The organism is Paenibacillus sp. FSL F4-0097, from assembly GCF_038593125.1.
Taxonomy (GTDB): Bacteria; Bacillota; Bacilli; order Paenibacillales; family Paenibacillaceae; genus Paenibacillus_AQ; species Paenibacillus_AQ odorifer.
Genome location: NZ_CP151965.1, coordinates 3415527 through 3432916, shown reverse-complemented (window position 1 = coordinate 3432916; position 17390 = coordinate 3415527). Strand labels below are relative to the sequence as shown.

The window sequence follows — 17390 nt, the reverse complement described above, 5'->3', positions numbered from 1 at the left end:
TCTTATTCTCTCTTCTTTGACGCCGGTTAGAGGATAAAGTTGCAAAAAATGAGATTTTACACCTATTTAAAAAGACCTAAATAAGCCAAATCTAGCCTGTAGCCATTGGATCAGATTCTTGATCTGAGCAAAGTTACAGTGTCTGTAGCGATAAAAAAAGCCACCGCACAGGCATGTTCTCCTGTAAGGCAGCTTCTTCTTTATCTCAATATATCTCTTACAGCACCTGTCAGCACACCAATAACTTCTTGCTCGGTGGCCAGCGGAGAATCTCCTTCTACTGTGTGGGCTAGCATACCGGCCATGGCCGCAAAGGCTACAGTATGCTGAGGATCAAAACCTTCCAGCTCTCCGTGAATTATACCACTGGCATATGCATCTCCAGCCCCGACTCTATCAAGCACCGGAAAGCTTAAGGTCTCGGAATATGCGAAGCGACCGGATTTGAAGATATAACCGCGCAACGAATGGCGGTTATCTTCATGGATGGACCGATGCGTTCCTGCTATCGTACATAGACTGTAACGTGAAGCTACTGCGGGAATTAGCTCCTGGAGTTGTTCTTCCCTTGAAGTTCCCTCGGGCTTCATACCAAGGATAAGCATTGCGTCTTTTTCATTCATCAGCACGATGTCGGCCAAATGCAGCATGTCTTCGTAATGGAAACGCGCCAGCTCATAGCCTCTCTCTCCCCAAAGCGATGGGCGGTAATTGCAGTCAAAAACGACAAGGCCACCGTGTTGCTTAACCGTTTTTGCATAAGTTTTCATCGCTTTTCGCACATCATCGTTCATTGCCAGTGTTATCCCGCAGAAATGAACAGCATCCGCGAGGTCTGCCAGCTCTGCGAATGGATAAGTACCCGGAGGAGCAGTATTGAAGCTGCTCTCCGGGCGACCGGAATAAGTCACTCGGGAGGGGCGAGCCCCGAATCCGTTTTCAAGAAAGTACATCCCTATACTTGAGCCCCCGCGTTGGATATGCTCCGGCTGGATGCCCAGTCGCCGAAGATAGGCTGTTGCTGCGTCACCAATAGGATTCGCAGGCAGTCTGGACACCAAAGTCCCCCGATGTCCGTATCGGGACAATGCGGACAGTACATTGACTCCGGTGCCGGAGAACGAATACTTCAGCAGGTTACCCTGAGATAACAGTTCAAAGCCCGGTACCTGTAGCCGCATCATTATTTCACCAAAAGCGGCGATATGTTTAGGCATATTGATCTGCCAGCTTTTTCATCGTCCGATACAGCTGTTGTATGTCCGCCACTCTCGTTCTTCCGCTCTGCGGATCGATGATCGATGTATAGACATGGGGAATCACCTGCGGCACTCCCGCTTCCAATATAATAGACAAGATCTCTTCAAAGTTGTCCAGATCGATACCGCCGGTCGGCTCCAGCGCAAAACCCTCTTCCGCACAGGCTTTGGCCACAGCGATTAGCTCCGCTTTACGGCTCAGCCCCTGCATCGGAAAATACTTTAAAGCATTTCCGCCCATATCCCGAACCAATGCAATCGCCGCATTTACGGGAATTACAGCGGGTACAGATTGTGCCGCACTGGCCGGGCCGGTGGAGATATTCACAAAACCAGGTTGTCCCGTTGGTGCGATCATGCTGTTAATCCAACTATCTTTCGCTCCAAGGTTAGCACGGGTCGCACCAACTGCTGGGAATACCTGATTAATGTGGCTGCCAGCATAGGATTTGACAATCTCTGCAACAACAGCAGCTTGCCGATTATCACCCGCACCTAGTCCTATTGATACCGCACCGTCAATTTCCCGCCCATATGCCTCCATCGCCTGCACGGCTTCTTCTACCGTTGCATAGTCTTTGGACAATACACCGACCAGTACATAACCTTCGGCAGCAGCAAACACCTCTTTGGCATTTTCTATATCCTTAGCCAATACGTTTAAGGCCACCCGACCTTTATAGAACCGCTTGTTAATTTCAGACATTGCTTGCCCCTCCTGTCAATTCCCTTATCCTCGCTGTAATCATTTCTATGTCATCACCCATTAGCGGACGCGGGTCAATATCAAAATAACCTTGCCTTACCCCATAGTCTCTAGTGTAAATAGCCACTTCACCTTGTTGAAGCTGCTGGGACAGCTCAAGTGCTGTTATTGCGCACTGATTCGGGTCCACATGGATGCGTCCACGGTAAATCGCCCGGCCTGCTTCATCCTGCACGATAGTTACCCGAATTCCGGGAAGCCCATCGAGCGGCATCAGCAATTGGAGCGTAGCTTTTTCCTTTTCGCTTGTATCCTGTTTGTGAGCATATTCATCCAACGCTTGCATCAGGCCGAAGGATGTTTCCTTACCAACCTTCATGCTGCGTCCAATGCCGTGAAGCTGCACTTTTAGCCATTCAATATAAAGACGTTTTCCCGCCACAAGTCCGGATGTTGGACCTTCTATGGCTTTGGAGCCACTATAAATGACCAGATCGGATATTTGCACGTATTTCTGCAGATCCTCTTCCGCTGCAGCATCTACAATAAGCGGGACGTTATGAGTTTGAGCCACAGCCCAAGCTTCCTCTACAGAGATCATATTCTTCTGAACGGCATGATGAGATTTGACATACAAGATAGCCGCAGTCTGATCCGAGATCGCAGCAGCCAAATGCTCCGCCCGTCCTTCATTGGCATAACCTGCTTCCACCACTTTACCGCCGCCGAGATAAACCATGGTTTCCACTGGTGCACCGTATTGTACGTTATGACCTTTTAACATCACAATTTCATTTCTAAAAATGCTATCCTGATGGAGCCGTAGACTTGTACGAATATTACCGCGGGTTACCAGCGCCGCCACGGATAAAGCAATTCCACTGGAAGCCGAGTTCACGATCACCGCTGCTTCAGAACCTGTATGACGTGCAACATAATCCCCCGCTTTATCCACCAAATCGGCGATTTCCACATAACTCTGTCCGCCTTGACGCATAGCTTCCATCACCGTATCGGTCGGTGCCGATACCCCGAGGATGCTCATCCGGCCGCTTGCATTAATAACTCTTTTCAGGCCGTATTTCGCATTCCATGTATTTGTCACCTATGATCACTCCTATTGCTTGAATGGTTTGCTGTGCTACCCGGCGTTCCCCCTCAGAATCTACCAGTTCAATCTTCTTATCCGTCACACGAAAAAGGGTCAGATTCGCCTTGTTATTGATCCGAATCTCCCCAAGTTCCGGGCGTCCCAGCCACTGGGCTGCTCTGCTTGTCACCCGTGCAATTGTATCTTCAAGGGAATATCCCAGTGCAAGGAATTTGTTCAACAGATTCGCCATGGAGTAGACGGGACCATTGATACGGTTGCCTCTGTATATGTCTGTGCTGATCGTATCCGGATCAATACCGTTTTGTTTGGCCGCCTCGGCCACAGCGAACGAGAAGCTAGCCGTACCATGTCCCACATCCAAGTGAACTCCACGCTCAATAGCATCTCTCAGCACTTGGAGCGGTCGATTCTCCTTATCGAACAAATTGTTGCTTTTACCATTTAGATAATGGGTTATCACGTCGTTGCGTTGAAGTAGCGGTAAAACCTCACGGATATCCGGCGGTGCGGAGCCTATATGTACCATCAGCGGCAGCCCGGTCTTTTCCGAAAGCTCCAGTGCATGTTGAAGCGGTTGAATGCCATTGTCACCCACTACGCTTTTGCTGATTCTGGCCTTCAAGCCTACGATAAATTCAGGATAAGCAACTACCGCCTGAAGCACCTTTTCATGATCAATCCACTCTAGTTGGGACAACTCGTCAATTCGCATCAGGCCAATCTTTGAAATGTTAAGAAAAGCAAGCAGTTGCGTTGCCGACTTTTTCCCCGCCTCTGCCAGCTCACCAATACGCTCCGCTCCGCAGCTACCTGCGTCCACGAGCGTAGTCACGCCACATTTGATTCCGATTTCATCGATCTCGTCTCCATACGGATTCAATTCTGCAAACGCATGTACATGCAAGTCGATCCAGCCGCTAGAGACATACGCCCCATTGGCTTCCACGACCTTGAAACCATGGTCTTCGGCGGTGCCTCGGGGAACAATCTGGACTACGTTGCCATCAGCTATGACAATGTCCACTTCCGCTCCATTCAGGACTTTCGCCCGGCGGAGGAGCAAACGTTCTGCTGTCATCGTCACACCTTCTTTCCAAATTCAGAACATTACCGTCCTAGGTCTTTCCCGCACAATCTATAACACAAACAGTCCCAATGGATGTAGGATCTTTTTTCACAGGGACTGTTTGGATGAACTATTTATTCTTTATCACTACCGTGTTCAGACCCGAAAACCCTTTAAAAAATTCACAGCCTGGCGGATATCTTCCTCCGGATTAGTGCCAACTTCCCGTTCTATGGTCAGGAATCCTGTATAACCGATGTCGTTCAGTGCTTGCAGATAGTTGTTCCAATCAACAGAACCCGCTCCGAGCGGAACTTCACGGAATGCCGAGCCGGTCTCGGCCATTTCAGCGATTTTCTCATGGTCTAATGCTGGTGCTTCATAACCATATTGACCGTAAACATCGCGTGGATCGATATCGGCAAGCTTGAGACCATCTTTAGCATGGGTGTGTACAATGTAGTCTTTTAGAGTATGAACACCTTGCACCGGATCATCACCAGTCACCATGACCATATTGGCCGGATCAAAATTAACGGAAACCCCTCTGGAACCCAGACCGTCGAGGAACGTCTTCAGACGTGCAGCGGGTTCTGGCCCAGTCTCAATCGCAAAATAAGAATTCATCTCATGTGCATATCTGCTAAGTTCCTCACAGGCAATGTGCATGGTTTCATAGATTTTACTGGCAGGGTTAGAAGGAACAATACCGATATGTGTAGTTACGATATCTGTACCTAGCTCCTTGGCCAGCTCCATAATGCGCTTGGACTTTTCAATTTTGGCACGGTTCTGGGCAGGGTCCTGAAAGCCATGTCCGCCTAAATCTCCAACGATGGCAGAGATTTCTAAACCTAGCGAAGCAATGTAATCCTTCCATTCACGGCGTGCTGACTGAGAGAGAGTAGCGGGATCAAATTCGCCTTGTACCGCATAAATCTGAACTCCATCTGCCCCAGCTTCTTTTGCCTTGCGCAATCCCTCTTTCACTCCAACCTGAAAGCTGTCTACGATAACACCGATTTTATTAGTGATAATTGGTTTAACCATGGCATAATCCTCCAGTATAATGAATTAGATTTGGTTCCAAACCCGCTTGATGTATTCCAGCCCCAGTCTTGTTCCCTTACGGCACTCTTCCATTCCCTCAAATTCTACAGAGATATATCCATCGTAACCGCTTTCCTTAACGATTCGAATTACACTCGGCATATCGATGTCTCCTTGACCAACGATGGCACCTCTCAACCAGTTCCCACCGGAGGATTGGAACCAACCTTCGCCAGGCTGGCGGTCTTGCGGACGAATATAGAAATCTTTGAAATGCACCATTGAAGCAAGCTTGATGTTGTTAGGTACAGCTATTAGCGGGTTCTCATCTGCGCACAGGAAGTTCCCAATGTCGAGTGTTGTACGGAAGTTGTCTCTACCCACCGCATGAACCAGCGCCTGTACACGATCGCTGTGCTGAATAAAGTATCCATGATTCTCCACACTGGTCGTAATGCCTAAACCTGCGGCATAATCAGCAATTTCTCGGCAGGCTTCAGCCAAACGTGGAAGCTCTTCCAAAAAATGCGTGATGGATAGATCGTTTGAGGAGGCTACATCATGCCGCATCCGCTGAATGCCTAATGCCGCGCACACGTCTACTTCCCGCTTTACCCGCTCGACTTCCCGCTGCATTTCCGCTGTCTCCAGCCCGGCAAAGTTCGCCCCGATAGCATAATTGGATAACTCTAGTCCACGACCCGCTGCTGTTCGTACAATCTGATCAATTAGCTCAGGATTTTCAACCAAATTGATACCCAAAGGTACAATCTCCGCATGTTCTGCGCCCAGATCGGCGATCGTCTCAATGACTCCTTCAAGCGTGAGCTCACCCGTTGAAAAAGCCGAATGCAGACTGTAAGTGCTAATTCCTAACTTCATAGTTTCACCTCTTCACCTTTGGCTGCGGATTCATAGATCGCGCCGAGTATCTTCATGATTGTAACGCCGTCTTGCACAGGACTAATTGGTGTAGAGCCGGTACTGATGTTGCTAGCAAAATGATTAATTTCATTCTGGAATGCACTGTTGAACTCAAACCCCTTATTATCGGTCTGCGGATAGGTATTGACGATCGTATCCGCCTGTTCTTTAACAATGACTATCTCAGGATCAATTTCAAAACCACCCTTGTCACCATACAGGCGTACCGAACGCTCGTCTTCTTTGGCATGCAGTGTAAAGCTGACATCGACCATTAGCGAAGCTCCATTCTCAAAGCGAATCAGTGCATTCGCTAAATCTTCCACCGTATTGTTCGCTGCGTCGTAATCGGCGGCTTTATAGAATGAGAGATTCTTAATATTAGAACGATTGCCGAGCTTCCGGTAGGTATTAGCACTTACCGATACTGGATTCGGACGGCCCATCAAATACCAGCATAGATCAATCACATGGACACCAATATCGATCAGCGGTCCGCCGCCGGAGCGTTCAATATCACTGAACCAGCCGCCGGGATTGCCTAGTCTCCGGAACGTCGTTGCTTTTGCATAATAGATTTCGCCGAATTCTCCTTGTTCCACCAACGTCTGAAGGAGCTGGGCATTGGAGTCATAACGTCGTACAAAGCCTACTTGCAAAATCTTGCCGCTCTTTTCCACTGCTTGCTGTACCTGAAGCGCTTCTTCAACCGTACGGCAAAGCGGCTTTTCCACAAGCACATGCTTGCCTGCCTCAAGCGCCGCGATACTGATCTCGGCATGAGAGTTGTTCCATGTGCAGATGCTGACTGCATCTATTTCAGAATTGGCCAGTAATTCACGATAATCCGTGTATACCTTCTCGACGTTATATTCTGTAGCAACTTCGCGTGCACGCTCTTCATTCAGATCACATACCGCATATATGGTTGTCTGCGGATTATTCCGATAAGCACTTAAGTGCATGCCGGAGATAGAGCCCGTACCTATTACGCCAATTTTGATCTTATCCATTAACACTCTCTCCTTTATTTTGCATAGGTTATGATTCGTATTATAATGATTTCAACCCTAAACACCATGCAGAGCCTTGCGGTTTCATTTGTACAATTGTGCTATAGGAGGTGCAGTCTATAAATGTTGGACTATGATAAACATCTACAGGAACCCATGGACATGCCGGATCCCGAGTTTCCGATTAAAGTACATACCCAGCGTTTCCACCAAGAAGGAGTTATGTTGTTCCCACATCATTGGCATGAGCATCTTGAGTTTATATTTATTGAAAGTGGTGAGGCTGTTTTTGAGTGCGGACGAACACCGATCAACGTTCGGGCTGGCGATTTAGTTGCTGTGAACAGCAACGAGCTGCATTATGGGGTAAGCGCTTCTTCTGATTTATTGTATTATGCGATTATTGCAGATACTTCTTTGCTGCATAGTGCGGTAAGCGACGCTGCCGAAACCAAGTTCATCGCCCCGATTCAGCGGAACCAGCTGCTGTTACGTAACCATATCCGGGGGGATCAGCATATTACTGACTGTGCTTTGGCGATTATTCGGGAACTGGAACGTCGCGAATTTGGTTACGAGCTGGCCGTCAAGTCCGAGCTATACCGCCTGTTAACGCTGTTGTTGCGCAGACATATCGTCACCGTACTCTCACAAGCTGAGCAAGAGAGGCGTATTCAGACCGTTGAACGCTTCGCACCTGTTTTGCGATATATCGATACCCATTACCAAGAACCGATTCAAGTTGACGAACTTGCGGCGCTAACGGGGCTAAGCCGCTTCCATTTCAGTCGTCTCTTTAAGGAACTCACTGGGCATACGATATCGGAATATGTAAATGCTGTCCGTTTAGACCGTGCAGATTATTTGCTCCGCCATACCCAGCTAACGATTTCTGAAATCGCTACCACTACTGGCTTCAGCGATATCTACTATTTCAGCCGAACCTTCAAAAAGCATAAAAAAGTAACACCTAGCAGTGTAAGGGGATTCTAGTTAGAGTGAACAAAGGACTGCCTCTTGGCAGTCCTTTGTTATTGTATGTATCGTTCCTCTAGTTAAACTATCATTGCCATACAAGCTGTCCCTTTCTTATTTTTGCTGCATAAATGATTTGGCCTGTATGATAATGGACTTCTCTCACCATCGCTATCATGAGATTAAGAGCAGTAGTCTCGTTATTTACTTGGCTATATGTAAGTGGTGGTAAATTAAGAAAGGGTTGTGACATCAATAACTCCGGGTTAGATTGGAGCCGTTCAAGATATTGGATGATAATATCAAAAGCATCCCTGGTCATGGTTATGGCTTGTTCTTTTGTCATTTCTAGGCCTCTTTCAAACTCCCTCTCCCTATCTCTAGTATCCGGAATATCTAAAAGGATAGTTTCAATTCGTGAATGTACTGCCCCGCTAATATGAGCAACCAAATTTGCAATACTGTTACTTTCCACGGTTGGGGACCATGTAATATCCTCTTGGGTACATTGCTCGATTGCTTGGAGCGTCCATTTCTTTTCCGATCTAAATTTGACTAACATACTTTCAATTAACTCAATGGCGATATCCATTGCTAACCTCCTATTAATAAAACCTATGTATAATTTTACCAAACACATCTCCTCTGTCAAATGAAATCTAGTCCCAATGCTATTTTTATGCCACAATGTTTTGTTACATTCTTATCCTGGCTCCTGAGAAAAAATAACTCTTTCATTTAACACCAAGAAGATCAGGTTAGGGTAGTTCCCTCTACTGACCTTCTTATATTTTATTAATGGTGTAAAAGAAACTATCTTCCATCTTATGGGTATAATTAACATAAAGCTCTATAGGAGGGAAAATCATTGAGAAAAATAAGGAAGCTGATTCTTTTAGGATTTTGCATCATGATTTTACCGGGAACCGTGATTTATGCTGCAGCTGGCTCATCTGAAGTATCATTATATTTGAATAATGTGCTTCAAAAACAGCCCGCAATATTGTCCGAAGGTTCGATTTCCTTGACGACTGAACAGTTGTCTAAAGATTTATTTGCACTATTCGCCTTGGATGAATCAGGTAAAACGGTTCGAATCTACAAGCCTAATATAAACATGGTTATGCTCGATAATAATGGAGAGATTTTTGGTAAAGTAAAAAGCCCGTCACGTTTTGCATTTTCTACTCTATTACAGGTGGATCATTTAAAAGCAGAAATTTCAGATATTAAGGTTGTGATCACCGATCCTGCGGACAAAACAGAAACCATTGATGCTCAACAAATTAAGAACAGCGAAGAAAACTTTTGGTTCAAAACCAACGAGTATACATATTCCTTTAATACAAAGGGCACCTACACTATTCAAGTGTTTTTTAAAGATGTGGCTTCGAAGAAGTGGTTTCCTGTCTCCGAAATCGATATATTTGGCATTTGAATTCCAGTTATAAGGGACTCAGCTCATTCTATTCTTATCGCAATATTACCAAATTGTTCTCCCTGCTGCATTCGGTGAAATGCCTGAACTGTGTCTTGTAAAGGATACACTCGATCAATGATAGGTCGAATCGAATGATGTTCCATAAACTGAAGCATATCCGCAAACTCTTCACTACTTCCCATTGAGGTACCTATAATACTAATTTGCGGGAAAAATATGGCTCGCGTCGGGATTTCCATTCGTTCTCCTGAGCTTGCACCAAATGTGACAATACGTCCATTGGGTTTAATAATATCAAAGTAATGCGGGAACGTCGCAGGCCCAATGCTGTCGAGGATGAGATGAACGGTGTCTCCATTCATGCTTTCCTTCCAATTGCTATGACTGTCAAAAGCATGGTCAGCTCCATGAGCGAGTGCAGCTAGTCTTTTCGATTCACTGCGTGAAGTGACACTGATACGTGCACCCACCGCTGAAGCCATCATCATGGCATATGTCGCAACCCCACCACCAATGCCAGGTATAAGAACGTGTTCACCTTTCTTTAAGCGGCCTCTAGTAAACAGCGCCCGATAGGCTGTTAAGGCTGATAAGGGCAGCACGCCGGCTTCTTCCCATGACAGGTAAGCTGGCTTGCTGACGGCATTTTGCGCTGGAATGATGATTGACTCAGCGAATGTACCCTCTGAAGGTCCCCCTACAATGGCTGGAACGTTAGGAACATTGTCGGCATATTCCCATCCGATGCACGGATTAATGATGACATCTTCACCAACATTATGATCAAGTACACCTTCACCTATTGCTTCAATTCTCCCCGCGCCATCAGAGCCGATAATCAAAGGAGTATCCTGTTTTGTTCTGTCATCCATGATAAACAAGTCCCTGTGGTTCAGCCCTGCAGCCTTTAACCTAACCTTCACTTCTCCAATCCCCGGTCTTTTATCCATAATCTCTTTATAGTTCAAGCCCTTCAGGCCACCTTCTCCAGCATGTACAATGGCTTTCATCATCCAAGCCCCTTCCTCAAGTTGTTATTAATGAATCTATAATAAATTTTACATAGTGGGTGTAATCCAGTAAAATGATCAAAACTGAAGGTGACTATCATAAATCATCATACCAAGAAGGTGCAAAGGAAATGGAAAGTGGAGATTTGAGAATATTTCAAGCGGTTGCTCGCGAGGGTAGTATAACGAAGGCTGCTCAAGTCTTAAATTATGTCCAGTCAAATGTGACAAACCGGATTCAGTATCTAGAAGCTCAGCTGAAAATCCCCCTATTTCGCCGATCCAATCGAGGGATGACGTTAACGCCGGCAGGTGAGAACTTACTGGCATATACAGACAAAATATTATTACTAATGGACGAGGCTGTAATAACCACACAGTACTCTGAGCACCCTACTGGTCCGCTCCGTTTAGGTTCCATCGAAACAACAGCGGCTACTCATCTAACGCCTCTGCTAACCGAATATCACTTACGATATCCCGATGTTAATCTATCGCTTATAACGGGAGAAACGCATAAACTCTTACAAAAAGTGCTTGATTACCAACTAGATGGAGCCTTTGTTTATGGACCCATTGACCAGCCTGATATAGAACATGTAGTTGCTTTCGAAGAGGAGCTGGTGCTTATCTCACAACCAGGTAAGAGCGATATGCGCGAATTGCTTACAAAGCCAATGTTGTTTTTCGACGTCGGATGTACACATCGTGCCAAAGCTGAGAGTTTCCTAAATGAAAGCGGAATGAGCTCTTATAAGATTATGGAATACGGAACGTTAGATGTAATTCTAAGTGGGGTTTCCGCTGGACTCGGCGTGTCTATGCTACCCCAATCTTCGATCTCTAAGGCCGAAGAGGCGGGAGTAATTACTTCCCACCGTCTGCCTGAAGGATATCGAGATTTGCAGGTATGGTTTGTGTATCGCCGGAACGCGGTTTTTTCTAGTGCGTTGTCAAAATTAATCCAAATGATCGAAGAAATGTAGCAACATACATATTGGGGTTTGATTATATTCGAGCGCAAAGCTTGTTTATTAATCAACCCCTTTTCAGCTTTTTTCGATTAGACTTGGTATGTCTTGTTCCCATCTACTTACCACGAATCACTCGAAAACCTTGATCAGGACCCATACAATTCGCTTCGAACTTTCCCCGAAATGAAATCTCGTTGTTGTTAATGCCGCCGATCCACCCGCCACCCTTTACAACCCGGAAAGAACCGCTCTTACTATCTATATCTCCGTACCAGTTCCAACACCATTCCCTAACATTCCCTGACATATCGTAAAGACCTAGCTCATTAGGTTTTTTGCCACCAATAGATTTTGTTTTGTTGTGGTTGTTATCTATGATCGGCCAGTTCCAATCTCCTGATAAGTATTTGTCTCCAGCGTTTTGCCAATACCATGCTACTTCATCTGCTTTATTGCTTCCACTGTAGGTGTAACTTTTGCTAAACTGTCCTCCACTTGCAGCATATTCCCACTCTGCTTCAGTAGGCAATCGGTAACCATTAGCTCCAACATTGAGCGTTACTGTCCATTTTAAAGTATCGTTATCACTCTTATTATTCGGATCTTTTTTATTTTTATCTATATTGTAATAGGGTTTGAACCCCTCTTTTATACTTCTTTTATTACAGTAATCTATTACGTCATACCAGTTAACCATTTCTACTGGCAAGTTGTCGCCTTTGAATGCTGAAGGGTTACTTCCCATTATTTCAACCCACTCTTTTTGAGTAACTTCATATTGGCCGATATAGAAATTTGATATAGTTGTACTTTTGTAGTTGGAATTTGTGTTAATAAAATTTCCACCTTTAACCAATACATAAGTATCCTTCTGTTCAGGCTTTTCTTGCGAACAAGCGCTGATAGCAACTACTATTAAAAGAGAGATTAATAGTTTTCTCATGGATATATCTCCTTTCCAACCACTGGTATGTAGTTAAGTATCATTTGCTGAATGATCTAAGGCTGCCGGCTGTGGACCGACAACCTTAGCAATGATAGTGATTACTTATAGAAAACCTGTTATTACCAGACTGTTACGTTTGAGCTACCGCTACTTTGATATCCTTCTGTCGCTAATACCTGGTAAGACCAACTGCTGCCCAGATTCATTCCGTAACTTTTCCAAGCATTAACATGGTTGGCAAAAGTGATCGCGACATTGCTTCCCGTTGCTCGCTTGGATTGTCTTACACTCCAAAACTGTGTGAAGGTTGCCGTACCATCAATAGAAGGGGCGTTCGTTCTCGTAGTCGTATATATATCGTATGTGCCTCCATCACTGGTCACGGTACCTTTATAAGTTCCAGTAGGTCTATAAGTGCCCCAACTATCAACGACGTAATATTCTATGAGGGAGTTTCTCGTCCACCCATAAAGAGTTAAATACCCATTGCCGGATGGTGCCCAGACGCCTGCATTGTAGTTTATTGTTCTAGATGGGGATCCAGTATTCCAACCTTTACCAACAACAAAGTTACCAGTATTTGACCATGTAACACTGTAATTCCCACCAGATCCATTAGTAGCATTTACTGTCCCGCCACCATCGGTCCAATTTTGCCAATAGTCTGTCGCTGCACTTGAGGTTGCTGCAAACAAGCTGAAACTCATTGAAGCGGCCATAATTACAGTCACGATTTTCTTGTTAAATTTAAACATAATCTACCTCCTGAAATTTTTTTGTCACTACATACCTACATACTGCTTGTCTGTATTTCTAGTAGTCGAGCAATTTCTTGTTGGGGCAGATTCGCAACACCACTTCCTTCCATATATATTAATGTAAGCGATTACATATGGAATCTTATCATAGATCGTTTACTATTTAATCTCTTCAAATTAAAGATTTTACCCTAAAAAGTATTGTTCTTTTGGGATACCTAATTCACTGGATTTTTGTATCTGCCACAATTACAATCCAGTATTTTTTAGTAACACGTTCATATACCATGGCTTAATCAGTGGTACAACTACTGCTGGCTGCATAGCTTTTGTATGGTCCATCTGGGCTCCCGAAAGGATTTCAACATCCCAGCCTAAATCCGCCAACTGCTCCTTATTCTTTTTTAACAACCCGACGATGTCAACGGTAACGCTCCCGAAATTTTCACCGTAAACGATCGTATCATTTCCACCTGCAAAAGCTAGTTTTGGGAGATTAAGCAAATGTTGAATACTGCGATCATCAAAGGCTGTGAGGCTCTGGTATAGAGAGACAAATTGTGCTGCAACATGGGTATCTATGGTAACCTTTATATTGTCCCAATCCATTTCGTTTGGATTCTCCGATCCTGTTGGGCTTTCTACAGATTCATTTTGGTTACTCAAAGCTTGTGTATGTGTTTTATGGGTCACAACCCTCATTTCTTGATAGGGGCCATTACAGGGTGGAAAACCTCCCATTACCAAACTCTCCAAGCGATCTGTTCTTATAGCCATTTGCAATCCAATCAACGCAAGCCAGGAATAACCGTAGTAACTAAAGCTTGTAACATTCATTTCATCCGCAATGTGGAGTAGATCCTTCACAATATGATCTGCTGTTAGATTTTCCACTGGATGTTGAAATAGATGACCTTCATAATCGAAATAAAGCACTTGAAAAGTGTCCGCTAATCCTTCAACAAAATGTTTACCTAATTCGGGATCTACTCCCCATAGCTTTAAGTTTTCTGCTTCTTGATTGTACACAGATTTTTTAGCGATGGGTAACATGATGGTTGGACGATCTGGAAGCCCTGCCATACCTACTTCTATTTCTGATTGGTTTGCTAATTGTATTATCTTTTTCAATGAACTCACTCCTTTGTGTTCTATAAAAGTATCATATAACATTCATGCAATCTTTCGGTTTATCCCTCTACCTCCCTTGATATATCTGCCTAAATTCGATTTAATATTGTTGTAGCACTTGAAGGTTCAACTTTAATGTTTTGGGGCGATGATGATTATGGAAGAGATATATACACCTACACTGATAGCTAAGCAATTAAATGTGAGTACCACTACTTTAAGGAGATACGAAGATCAAGGTTTAATTCCAGATGTACCAAGGACCGCCAGCAACCGCAGATGTTACACTTCCATCCATGTGCAAGCTTTTATTACCATTCGGGCATTATTGCAGGGATATGAAATTCCGGTTGTGTACGATGTGATGAGGAAGATTAAAGGCCAGCAGATGGAGTCTGCTCTTTGGGCAATCAATCAAGAGCAACATAAGACCCAAGTGGAAAAAGAAAGGTTAGAGGAAGTTTTACGCATGTTTCGGGATGTTGATTTATCAAAATACAAAGATTTAACTGTAACAGATTCAATGACGATTGGTGAAGTTGCACAAATGGCAGGAGTTAATCCATCAGCTATTCGGCATTGGGAACAAGAAGGGCTAATCTCTTCGAATAGGAACAAAGATAATGGCTACAGAGTCTTCACTTTAACGGAATTAAGAAAAATTATTCTTATCAGCAGTTTAAGGAAAACTGTTTATTATATCGAGAATATGAAACAGCTTTTGAATGAAATAGAAACACATAACTACAAAAAAGTGGAGGTATCCTTTCAGCTTGCCTTACAAAAATTGAATTCTCAATTAACGAAGCAATTTTTCGCGATAGCTGAACTTACAAACTATGTTAAATTGTATAAAAGTAATGCCAAGTAACATATTGATCATAGAAAAAGGACTACCTTGCGGTAGCCCTTTCGTGCCTATTTGAACTTGATGTCAACAATCTTTCCGCTTTCCACAAAACCAATATTTCGATAAACCTTATTGGAGTCAGGATTCTTTAAATCAGCATAAAGCATGGGCACTAAATCCTCCGATAAAAGAACAGAACATAACTCTGCTACTAGTGCACTTGCATAACCTTTTTTCCGGCAAGACGGAGGTGTGTATACCGCATTTAATCTAGAATATCTTGCCGACCGATGTGCAATGTACGCCATCGATACAGGTTTATCGTCTACAAACCATAAATACAAGTCACCTGTCTCAATCATCCTCTTGGCATCTAGAATTTTAGTTTCTGGGTTCACCGTAATCCCATAAGCCCCCTCTGAGAAACCCGCCAAAAATTCTGCTACAATGGCCACATTTTTTCTCGTTGCTTGTTGCATTATGCCCTTTACGTTCAAAGGTTTCTTTGGATCTGTACAGAAATAAGATTCTATAGTCATCGTGGACTCATATTGAAGATTATTTGCCTGAGAATACAGCTGTGCAAAACGTTCTGTTGTTTTTGGTTCTCCAGATACTCCCGATAATGTTGTCCCTTTAAGGAATTCTATAAGTTCTTCGTAGAGAACGATCTTCTTATCCTCGGCAATCTCCTTAGAACTCCAAAGCCATGCGTTATGTCCCGTTGACTGGGCATAGATCATTGTTTCACCAGAATCTTTTAAGCATCTAGAACTCTTCGACTCGCAAATAAGGTGAATCAGGTTGTATTGAACCTCATCAGCAATAAACATATCCTGGCTTAGTATGCGATCGGAAACATTGATTTTTTGGAACATCGTTACTCCTCCTTATTTATTTATATGAACGCAAAAAACTCCGTCCCATTAGGGACGGAGTAGATTCCGCGTTACCACCCTGATTAGTGTATTCGTGAATACACCCTCTCTGCCATCGTCCAACAACGATGCTTCTTTGTAACGGCAGAATCCCGGGCCCGCCTACTATGATTTCGGGAGCCAGCTCTGAGGCGATTGTTCGATTCGGGTGTCCACTGCCTCGCACCAACCGGCAGTTCTCTGATCGACATTTCCGGATTTACTTGTCCTCTTCGTCGCATTTGATTGCAATGTAATTAGATACAATATAAAGTAATAGGGATTTTATGTCAATAATATATTATTGTTCATTGCGCAAAAATACTAACCACCAAATTGTCTTAAATGATGGTCTAGATGTTTATAAATCCCTTTACCCCATTGCTCCGGAGTGAATTTTCCGAAAAAAGGATGTGGATGGGATGAACATTTTTCCGGACCGTTACTTTGAAAAATTAAAATCTTTTGTTTCAGTATTTCTTTTTCTTTCCCAAAATCTCTGTCATCTAAAATAAGTATGGTCGGAATTGTTGACATATTGTGTGGTACCGGCTTGTCATTATAAAAAATAGATTTTATAAAACTTCCTATTAGCATTCCTAGCCAATTTCTAGGGGGAAAGGAGTTTCCAATTGCGATGTCTTGAAATGCAGAACAGTGAGCCAACATTTGAGCAACATTCATTTTTCCCCATTGCGGTTTAGAATTTGGACTTAAATTCTCGATACGGCTCAGTATTTCTGCGGTATGTAATTTGTTGTATATATTTTCCATAAACACACTCCCCATTTCGATTTTCTGTTTTTTTCAAAAGTTAGCATGAAATTGTCAATAGAGTCTGCTATCTTATCCCATTGCTCTGGTACAAGTACAAGTTTAGTTATTAGATGCTGGTTCCACTCAGGATATTGTTCGTAGATAGCACCCAATATTTCTGCACCAGCTGGAGTAAGTTCAACCAGCTGGACGAAAATCTTCTTGGGCTATTATATTCATCGTTGCAACATTACAATTCGACAGCTACTACCAATCTAATCTTCGCCCTTCTCTATCATTCTATCCTTTATTCACTATCATGTCCGCTAACGTAACAAAGTTACCCATAATGCAGGTAGCTCGTCGTCTTAACTCGTTATTTAACTATCGTTTCCTGTTATCTTAATATTTTACGGAGAAATTTAATCCACTTCGGCTCGTATGCTTCGCTAATTGGAATCCCTGTATAATAACTATGATAAGGGTCCATTTCCCATATC

General features: G+C 43.8%; 18 protein-coding genes and 1 other annotated feature. Of the genes, 4 read left to right on the top strand and 14 right to left on the bottom strand.

Features of this window, described 5'->3' with window-relative positions; translation table 11 throughout:
- Nucleotides 1-200: 200 nt before the first annotated feature.
- The 7 genes from MHH86_RS15490 to MHH86_RS15460 form a co-directional block, all read right to left on the bottom strand.
- The gene (locus tag MHH86_RS15490; protein WP_076317045.1) at nucleotides 201-1217 is read right to left on the bottom strand and encodes a sugar kinase; all 1017 of its coding nucleotides are present in this window, start codon (nucleotides 1215-1217) and stop codon (nucleotides 201-203) included.
- Nucleotides 1210-1965: a KDGP aldolase family protein gene (locus MHH86_RS15485; RefSeq protein ID WP_076184626.1), complete on the bottom strand. Its 756-nt coding sequence runs from the start codon at nucleotides 1963-1965 to the stop codon at nucleotides 1210-1212. The genes MHH86_RS15490 and MHH86_RS15485 overlap by 8 nt, the downstream gene beginning before the upstream one ends.
- Nucleotides 1958-3070 (bottom strand): DgaE family pyridoxal phosphate-dependent ammonia lyase, encoded by a 1113-nt coding sequence (locus MHH86_RS15480; RefSeq protein ID WP_076125569.1) that lies wholly within the window; start codon nucleotides 3068-3070, stop codon nucleotides 1958-1960. Before MHH86_RS15480 ends, MHH86_RS15485 begins: the two co-directional genes overlap by 8 nt.
- Entirely contained in the window at nucleotides 3024-4157 is a 1134-nt protein-coding gene (locus MHH86_RS15475; RefSeq protein WP_076317046.1) for an amidohydrolase/deacetylase family metallohydrolase, read from the bottom strand. Before MHH86_RS15475 ends, MHH86_RS15480 begins: the two co-directional genes overlap by 47 nt.
- 144 nt (nucleotides 4158-4301) lie before the next feature.
- On the bottom strand, nucleotides 4302-5195 hold the full coding sequence (locus tag MHH86_RS15470) for a sugar phosphate isomerase/epimerase family protein (protein WP_076317047.1): 894 nt from the start codon (nucleotides 5193-5195) through the stop codon (nucleotides 4302-4304).
- A gap of 24 nt (nucleotides 5196-5219) precedes the next feature.
- A complete protein-coding gene (locus tag MHH86_RS15465) occupies nucleotides 5220-6077 on the bottom strand; it encodes a sugar phosphate isomerase/epimerase family protein (RefSeq protein WP_076125572.1) in 858 nt (285 codons plus the stop codon).
- Nucleotides 6074-7132, bottom strand: coding sequence for a Gfo/Idh/MocA family oxidoreductase (locus tag MHH86_RS15460; RefSeq protein WP_076125574.1), 1059 nt, complete (start codon nucleotides 7130-7132; stop codon nucleotides 6074-6076). The genes MHH86_RS15465 and MHH86_RS15460 overlap by 4 nt, the downstream gene beginning before the upstream one ends.
- A 123-nt stretch (nucleotides 7133-7255) precedes the next feature.
- On the opposite strand from MHH86_RS15460, the gene MHH86_RS15455 reads away from it, so the two are divergent.
- Complete coding sequence (locus tag MHH86_RS15455; protein WP_076125575.1) at nucleotides 7256-8125, top strand: AraC family transcriptional regulator; 870 nt, start codon at nucleotides 7256-7258, stop codon at nucleotides 8123-8125.
- A 70-nt stretch (nucleotides 8126-8195) separates the two neighbouring features.
- Here the strand turns inward: MHH86_RS15455 and MHH86_RS15450 are convergent, their stop codons facing one another.
- Nucleotides 8196-8699, bottom strand: coding sequence for a DUF1572 family protein (locus tag MHH86_RS15450; RefSeq protein ID WP_036677310.1), 504 nt, complete (start codon nucleotides 8697-8699; stop codon nucleotides 8196-8198).
- A 276-nt stretch (nucleotides 8700-8975) separates the two neighbouring features.
- Between MHH86_RS15450 and MHH86_RS15445 the strand changes: the two genes are divergently transcribed.
- On the top strand, nucleotides 8976-9545 hold the full coding sequence (locus tag MHH86_RS15445; protein ID WP_076317048.1) for a hypothetical protein: 570 nt from the start codon (nucleotides 8976-8978) through the stop codon (nucleotides 9543-9545).
- 23 nt (nucleotides 9546-9568) lie between these two features.
- On the opposite strand, the gene MHH86_RS15440 is transcribed toward MHH86_RS15445, so the two are convergent.
- Nucleotides 9569-10558: a zinc-binding dehydrogenase gene (locus MHH86_RS15440; protein ID WP_076317052.1), complete on the bottom strand. Its 990-nt coding sequence runs from the start codon at nucleotides 10556-10558 to the stop codon at nucleotides 9569-9571.
- Nucleotides 10559-10689: 131 nt separating this feature from the next.
- Between MHH86_RS15440 and MHH86_RS15435 the strand changes: the two genes are divergently transcribed.
- Nucleotides 10690-11544 (top strand): LysR family transcriptional regulator, encoded by an 855-nt coding sequence (locus MHH86_RS15435; RefSeq protein ID WP_076222668.1) that lies wholly within the window; start codon nucleotides 10690-10692, stop codon nucleotides 11542-11544.
- Nucleotides 11545-11647: 103 nt separating this feature from the next.
- On the opposite strand, the gene MHH86_RS15430 is transcribed toward MHH86_RS15435, so the two are convergent.
- From MHH86_RS15430 to MHH86_RS15420, 3 genes are all read right to left on the bottom strand, one after another.
- Entirely contained in the window at nucleotides 11648-12475 is an 828-nt protein-coding gene (locus tag MHH86_RS15430) for an SUMF1/EgtB/PvdO family nonheme iron enzyme (RefSeq protein WP_076222472.1), read from the bottom strand.
- A gap of 122 nt (nucleotides 12476-12597) precedes the next feature.
- On the bottom strand, nucleotides 12598-13233 hold the full coding sequence (locus MHH86_RS15425; protein WP_036677315.1) for a glycoside hydrolase family 11 protein: 636 nt from the start codon (nucleotides 13231-13233) through the stop codon (nucleotides 12598-12600).
- Between the two features lie 252 nt (nucleotides 13234-13485).
- Nucleotides 13486-14367, bottom strand: a complete 882-nt coding sequence (locus tag MHH86_RS15420) for an alpha/beta hydrolase (protein WP_076317049.1) — start codon at nucleotides 14365-14367, stop codon at nucleotides 13486-13488.
- A gap of 157 nt (nucleotides 14368-14524) precedes the next feature.
- On the opposite strand from MHH86_RS15420, the gene MHH86_RS15415 reads away from it, so the two are divergent.
- Nucleotides 14525-15238 carry a MerR family DNA-binding transcriptional regulator gene (locus tag MHH86_RS15415; RefSeq protein ID WP_036677320.1) on the top strand — a complete coding sequence of 238 codons (714 nt, stop codon included), beginning with the start codon at nucleotides 14525-14527 and terminating at the stop codon, nucleotides 15236-15238.
- Nucleotides 15239-15285: 47 nt separating this feature from the next.
- Here the strand turns inward: MHH86_RS15415 and MHH86_RS15410 are convergent, their stop codons facing one another.
- Nucleotides 15286-16095, bottom strand: coding sequence for a GNAT family N-acetyltransferase (locus MHH86_RS15410; protein ID WP_036677321.1), 810 nt, complete (start codon nucleotides 16093-16095; stop codon nucleotides 15286-15288).
- 47 nt (nucleotides 16096-16142) lie between these two features.
- Nucleotides 16143-16380 (bottom strand) — a binding site (T-box leader).
- Nucleotides 16381-16458: 78 nt separating this feature from the next.
- The gene (locus tag MHH86_RS15405; RefSeq protein ID WP_036677324.1) at nucleotides 16459-16908 is read right to left on the bottom strand and encodes a DUF1569 domain-containing protein; all 450 of its coding nucleotides are present in this window, start codon (nucleotides 16906-16908) and stop codon (nucleotides 16459-16461) included.
- Nucleotides 16909-17390 lie beyond the last annotated feature (482 nt).

What these genes read in the sequence shown, in the direction of transcription:
- MHH86_RS15465 (WP_076125572.1), bottom strand. Translation starts at nt 6,077, where the DNA reads ATGAAGTTAGGAATTAGCACTTACAGTCTGCATTCGGCTTTTTCAACG.
- MHH86_RS15485 (WP_076184626.1), bottom strand. Translation starts at nt 1,965, where the DNA reads ATGTCTGAAATTAACAAGCGGTTCTATAAAGGTCGGGTGGCCTTAAAC.
- MHH86_RS15430 (WP_076222472.1), bottom strand. Translation starts at nt 12,475, where the DNA reads ATGAGAAAACTATTAATCTCTCTTTTAATAGTAGTTGCTATCAGCGCT.
- MHH86_RS15410 (WP_036677321.1), bottom strand. Translation starts at nt 16,095, where the DNA reads ATGTTCCAAAAAATCAATGTTTCCGATCGCATACTAAGCCAGGATATG.
- MHH86_RS15455 (WP_076125575.1), top strand. Translation starts at nt 7,256, where the DNA reads ATGTTGGACTATGATAAACATCTACAGGAACCCATGGACATGCCGGAT.
- MHH86_RS15415 (WP_036677320.1), top strand. Translation starts at nt 14,525, where the DNA reads ATGGAAGAGATATATACACCTACACTGATAGCTAAGCAATTAAATGTG.
- MHH86_RS15475 (WP_076317046.1), bottom strand. Translation starts at nt 4,157, where the DNA reads ATGACAGCAGAACGTTTGCTCCTCCGCCGGGCGAAAGTCCTGAATGGA.
- MHH86_RS15490 (WP_076317045.1), bottom strand. Translation starts at nt 1,217, where the DNA reads ATGCCTAAACATATCGCCGCTTTTGGTGAAATAATGATGCGGCTACAG.
- MHH86_RS15460 (WP_076125574.1), bottom strand. Translation starts at nt 7,132, where the DNA reads ATGGATAAGATCAAAATTGGCGTAATAGGTACGGGCTCTATCTCCGGC.
- MHH86_RS15435 (WP_076222668.1), top strand. Translation starts at nt 10,690, where the DNA reads ATGGAAAGTGGAGATTTGAGAATATTTCAAGCGGTTGCTCGCGAGGGT.
- MHH86_RS15425 (WP_036677315.1), bottom strand. Translation starts at nt 13,233, where the DNA reads ATGTTTAAATTTAACAAGAAAATCGTGACTGTAATTATGGCCGCTTCA.
- MHH86_RS15470 (WP_076317047.1), bottom strand. Translation starts at nt 5,195, where the DNA reads ATGGTTAAACCAATTATCACTAATAAAATCGGTGTTATCGTAGACAGC.
- MHH86_RS15440 (WP_076317052.1), bottom strand. Translation starts at nt 10,558, where the DNA reads ATGAAAGCCATTGTACATGCTGGAGAAGGTGGCCTGAAGGGCTTGAAC.
- MHH86_RS15405 (WP_036677324.1), bottom strand. Translation starts at nt 16,908, where the DNA reads ATGGAAAATATATACAACAAATTACATACCGCAGAAATACTGAGCCGT.
- MHH86_RS15450 (WP_036677310.1), bottom strand. Translation starts at nt 8,699, where the DNA reads ATGGATATCGCCATTGAGTTAATTGAAAGTATGTTAGTCAAATTTAGA.